The sequence below is a fragment of the Pelotomaculum propionicicum genome, assembly GCF_004369225.1.
Lineage (GTDB): Bacteria > Bacillota > Desulfotomaculia > Desulfotomaculales > Pelotomaculaceae > Pelotomaculum_B > Pelotomaculum_B propionicicum.
In genome coordinates this window covers 1-5089 of the sequence record NZ_QFFZ01000090.1, presented here as the reverse complement: position 1 = coordinate 5089, position 5089 = coordinate 1, and the positions used below count along the sequence as shown (strand labels likewise).

At 40.7% G+C, this 5089-nt stretch carries 6 protein-coding genes; 2 read left to right on the top strand and 4 right to left on the bottom strand.

The window, feature by feature from the left end:
- Window positions 1–949: 949 nt before the first annotated feature.
- Complete coding sequence (locus Pmgp_RS18680) at window positions 950–1534, top strand: RNA polymerase sigma factor (protein WP_134216119.1); 585 nt, start codon at window positions 950–952, stop codon at window positions 1532–1534.
- Window positions 1522–2568: a DUF4179 domain-containing protein gene (locus Pmgp_RS18675; protein WP_134216117.1), complete on the top strand. Its 1047-nt coding sequence runs from the start codon at window positions 1522–1524 to the stop codon at window positions 2566–2568. Before Pmgp_RS18680 ends, Pmgp_RS18675 begins: the two co-directional genes overlap by 13 nt.
- Before the next feature lie 88 nt (window positions 2569–2656).
- Here the strand turns inward: Pmgp_RS18675 and Pmgp_RS18670 are convergent, their stop codons facing one another.
- From Pmgp_RS18670 to Pmgp_RS18655, 4 genes are all read right to left on the bottom strand, one after another.
- Complete coding sequence (locus Pmgp_RS18670) at window positions 2657–2989, bottom strand: hypothetical protein (RefSeq protein WP_134216115.1); 333 nt, start codon at window positions 2987–2989, stop codon at window positions 2657–2659.
- A 65-nt stretch (window positions 2990–3054) separates the two neighbouring features.
- Window positions 3055–3342: a sigma-70 family RNA polymerase sigma factor gene (locus tag Pmgp_RS18665; RefSeq protein ID WP_243119957.1), complete on the bottom strand. Its 288-nt coding sequence runs from the start codon at window positions 3340–3342 to the stop codon at window positions 3055–3057.
- A 268-nt stretch (window positions 3343–3610) separates the two neighbouring features.
- Complete coding sequence (locus Pmgp_RS18660; protein WP_134216111.1) at window positions 3611–3802, bottom strand: helix-turn-helix domain-containing protein; 192 nt, start codon at window positions 3800–3802, stop codon at window positions 3611–3613.
- A 5-nt stretch (window positions 3803–3807) separates the two neighbouring features.
- Window positions 3808–4101: a hypothetical protein gene (locus Pmgp_RS18655; protein WP_134216105.1), complete on the bottom strand. Its 294-nt coding sequence runs from the start codon at window positions 4099–4101 to the stop codon at window positions 3808–3810.
- Window positions 4102–5089 lie beyond the last annotated feature (988 nt).

Here is a 5089-nt window from a genome sequence, read left to right as displayed (position 1 = left end):
ATCATTTCCTTTCCTCCTGTACGCCTGTTAATTTCCAGTTACAGTGTACAGGATTGGTTTGATCGGGTGGTCAACTTTTTGGTGATCAATGGGTTAAAATTGGTACACTTTTAGTTTAGCAAATACACATAACAAAAACAGGCTTATTACAATCCCAATTATTGTTGATTTATTAAAGATTTTTGATGGTAATTTCATCTTTCCATATCCTCCTTGTTTTATTAATCCCTATTACATAAAGAGATAATGGATGTTAAAATAACATTAGTGGTTCTGTTAGGTTGATTATGGGAAATTAGCTTGTACGGCTGCCCCTAGCCACCTTGCGAACCACTTTTTATTTGACACAGCCCATTGGATTTACCCCCCTTCATTCAGTTTTTTAACGCAACAGAATTAAAAATAATCACATTGTCCCCCTGCATTTATTACTCCATCTGTTCGAAAAATGCGTTCACATTAAGACGAATGAAAACGGTTTTTGGTTCCCAAAATTATGAAAAAAATTAAAAAATTCTTCCGAGAAAATGGATCCAAATCTCATTCTCAATCGTCTTAATGTAGTACTTTATTTTTGGAAAGGGGAATGTGGTATGAAGGGGTATTGGAAAAGTGAAAGAAAGTGCCAGCGGTATTTATCATAATAATGATGATAGGTATAAATAGACAGATATTTGAAAGTTGACAAACCCACTGGAACAGATAATACGTCGGAGTTATGTTCACTGGCACAACTGGAAATACGAGAGGATAGGAAATTTGTTTCAGATAGATCGAAAGGCTTATTGGTATGAATAGAGGGCCTGAATAGTGTCAATAACCCCGTCCCCCTGGCACCCCCCTGGCACCATATCTCAATGTGACTTTCCATATGTTTTTAAAAAATTTACATTACACCATCCGTCTGAGAGGTTTTTTGCATCATATTAAGTAAGGGGGTGAAAGGTGGGTGGACAATAAAAGTGATCAATACATTACGCCTGAAATGGTCTCTCGTATTTGTTCAGGAGATATTATTGCTTATGAAGAATTTGTCCGGGATCAGTGGACCACTGCCGTGCGTACCTGCTGGCTGGTTTTACGCAACGTATACGACGCAGAAGAAGCTGCACAAAACGCTTTCGTCAATTTATATAAGTTTCGTGGTCAGCTAAAGGATCCCGATAAGTTTCGTATATGGTTTTATCAGATTCTATTGAACGCGGCCCGCCAGCAATGGCGCTGTCGGCCGAATACCTCATCCGTGCCTGCCATAGAGGTATTAGACCCTACAGATAAAATTGACCAAACAGAGACCAGGATTGCAGTACGAGAAGCCATGTGTAGTCTGGGTAAGCTGGAAAGGATTGCACTGGTTTTATGTTACTTCTGCGATTTAACTGACAGAGAAGCATCAATTGTGGCAGGTTGGTGTCTTGGCACATATAAGTGGCGACTCGCCAAGGCACGTCGCCAGATGGCCAAGCGGCTGCAAGATAGACAAGCGTTAAAAGACGAATGTTGTAAAGGAGCGAACGAATCATGGATGAAATGATCAGACAAGAAATACATAAAGAGGCCAACCGCTGCCCGGTTCAATCTATTCCCTGGGAAAATATTCGTGATCGAGCCCTTGACAACACGAGCTTTAATACATCTTTTCAGAGGAAGGCGATAATCCGCAAAATCGGTTACGGCTTTGCTGCCATGGTCGTAATCGGCGGGTGTCTGATCATGTCCGGTCTTATTTTCCCGGTCATAGCCGGGGCGCTGGAGCGAATTCCCGTCATCAATGTGGTGTTCAATTTTGTTGGAGACAGGGGAATTCAAAATGCAATTGATAAAGGGTTCAGTACAAAAGTGAACCGAACAGCCACAGATAAAGATATTTCCGTTACCATAACAGAAGTGTTGTATGACCAGGGGAGGATCGATATTGGCTATACAGTCACGACTTCCAGACCTGACCTGTATCTTAAAGATGTTTGGCCTTATTCTATTCCGTTACTTATTGCGGATATGCAATTATTTATTGACGGCAAAGCCATCCATGCTACGAGACAGGCAACAGCTGAAAGGATTGAAAACGGCAATGTTGGACTGGTGGAAATCTATCCCCGCGGGGATTTACCTGAGACATTCGACTTGCAGATAGTAATTCGCCAGATTGATAATCAACAAGGAGAATGGCTGCTTGGACCAATTCCTGTATCAAGAAAAGACACAGACGCAGCCACCAGAATATTTTCACCAATGAAAACAGAGGCAATCGGACAAACCATCATCACGGTAAAGAAAGTAAAAATTACTCCATTAAGCACTATAATCGATTATGAATTAGCTCAGCCGATTGCAGATGAATATAGTAATTTAGATTTTTATGCCACAGACGATAAAGAACATCTTCTCGGAACAAGCTGTGGATCTCTAGTGAACCGGCAGATTAGAGGAAATATGACAGTATCGAATTTTCAGTCGATATATGAATCACCTGAAAGTATACCAAAATATCTTGTTCTTATCCTTCCGAAAGTTGGGTATAACCATACCGATTCCCAACTACAAAGAATAAAAGTCCCACTAGAGTAATGAGAATCCTTTAAAATATTGTGCTAGTTCTATAGTTACTCCACCCTGTACAGGGTGGAGTAACTCGGTCCACTACCTGATTGTCGGCCTAGTGATAATATATATAGCCATTCCCGTATGCAAGACCAGCCCCTTTGTTGAATATTCTCAAAACATAGGTTCCTGGTGCTACATTGTAAAACGTAATTGTTGTACTTTTACTGGTAAACAGTCCATCAACTCGTATCTCTCCAGTGGTTTGACCACCGCTTTTTGCTATGAGTTGGTAAGTAAGCCAAGCTGGATTCTGATATCCACCAATATACGACCATTGTGTTAAAACGACATCAACATTTTCCGTTTCTGATACAGTAAATGTATTCTTTGTTTCAATATAATTTTCGGGGACCAAACCCTCAAACGCATATCCTAAAATAGGCATAAATCAAAACCTCCTTGATTTTGCTAATTTAATGAGCTAATTATAAGCTATACTCAATGGTAAACTCACTTATTGCATAACACTTTCCGCAACTTGTTCAATGCACGCTCTTTCGCGCGATGAACCACAGGCTGTGATATTCCCAGTTCCTTGGACGCTTCTAGCTCGGTAAATCCATCCAGAATCGTTGCCTTTACCACTCTTTGCTCTTGTGGCGTTAATAACAAGAGGGCTTCCCGGACAAATACCATACCCTCAGCTTCACCGGGAACATCCACAGCGGCAGGAATGACATCAATCATGGTCAACTTATCGCCATCAATGCTTTGAGTCACCGGACAATTCAGGATCAAAAGCTCGTGCTCATCCAGCTGCCGGTACTTTTTAGTTAGTCTGATCGCTTCACGGCGCAGACCGGTTAAAAACCAAGCAATCGCCCGGGCTTCCTCCGGATCAAAATCATGAGCGCCAGATCCTCCAGAAGAAACATCAAGTAAAGTGCATTATCTCACCTCCCATCATGAAAACCAACTTGCCCTCTTACCATATAAAGAGAAAAAAGGGAGGCTTTTTGATACCCCCCTGTCCTAAAAAAGTTTTCGATTTTATATCTTCAAGTTTTTAAGCCGGATACTGATGAATCGCGCTCATTAACCAAGTTATCAGATCCGAATAACATTCAACATAATGACCCGACCAGCGGCTATATTTTTTTACTGCCGGATTTAACCGATAAACCACTTGAATAAAAGCCTGCTCATCACCACATTTAGCCCGGACAACTAATTCATGAAAAGTCGGTTTGCCCTCCAAGGCACTCAACCTCCCTTTGCCTTTTCAGAACCACCAAACAGCCGATCATGAATCACCTGCCAGCTTCCCATGGCGGAAGCCGCCACCAGCAAACCATTAAGAACACAAAGTGGAACATTTTTTAGCGTAAAACTTCCTGCAGTAATATCGGACAGAAAAACAATTCCTTCAGCTACTACCACTACAAGACAACGAGTGGAAAAATGCTTCAAGAAACCAAGTTCCTTAATGGAATCAACCACCAGAACAGTCGCGGCCACAGCACCAGCTAGGGTACCAAGAGTAGCATAGGTAAACATCTATCACCACCTCCATAAGACAAAAAGAACCTACCATATGAAAACAGGCAGATCAAAAAACATTGGTGGGACCCAGCTGTTATAATATATTCCATACCCTAAGATCCAATGGTTTTAAACCTTATCTTTCGGTAGCCTGCCTTATTGTTCATATATTTGTATGGAATGTTAATATGCAGGCGATCTAAAAGAACTAAGTTCTATATATTTTCAGCCAGATTTAATCTAAACGCACTTCAACAATCTCCCTACATGTATAAAAGAGAAAAAAGGAGGCTTCTATGATACCCCTCTGTCCTAAAAAATTTTTCATTTTAACTTCAAGTCTTCAGCCTTTTCTGAAAATCAAGCTGTATAAGGCTGGCCATCTTTCAATGTAAGAAATTACAAATATATAGGCCCTCTTAATAACCCGTTAGGTGGCCATTGAGCCTTGTTTTTTTTGCCCGTACGATAGACACCTTGGATTCAGTACAAAATTACTTAACGACCACGGACAAAAATATTTCTATGTGTTATGTGACCAGAGGAGGCTCGATATTGGTATACCGTTACGACTTCTAGCCTGAAGTAAATCTTGAGGGTATTTACATCGGGCTTACCAGAAGGAACGCGATTTCGGTTCCAGTTGGTTAATAACGCAGCAGGATTAGAAATAATCACATTGCCCCTGTGATTTACTACTCCATCCGTTCGAAAAATGCATTCATATTAAGACGGATGAAAACTGTTTTTGGTTCCCAAAATTATGAAGATAAATAAAAAAATTCTTCCGAGAAAATGGATCCAAATCTCATTCTCAATCGTCTTAATGTAGTACTTTATTTTTGGAAAGCCCAGCGGTAAAATGTCAAGCACCATTTTCGAGAAAACTGGAAAATATTTTGTCCTGGGAAAGCAAAAAAGGCAATAAAAAACTGATCCCAGATACTCAACTGGTAATAACTGGGCAACCAAGAAGGCGGTCACTTATAGGAGGCGATCAACC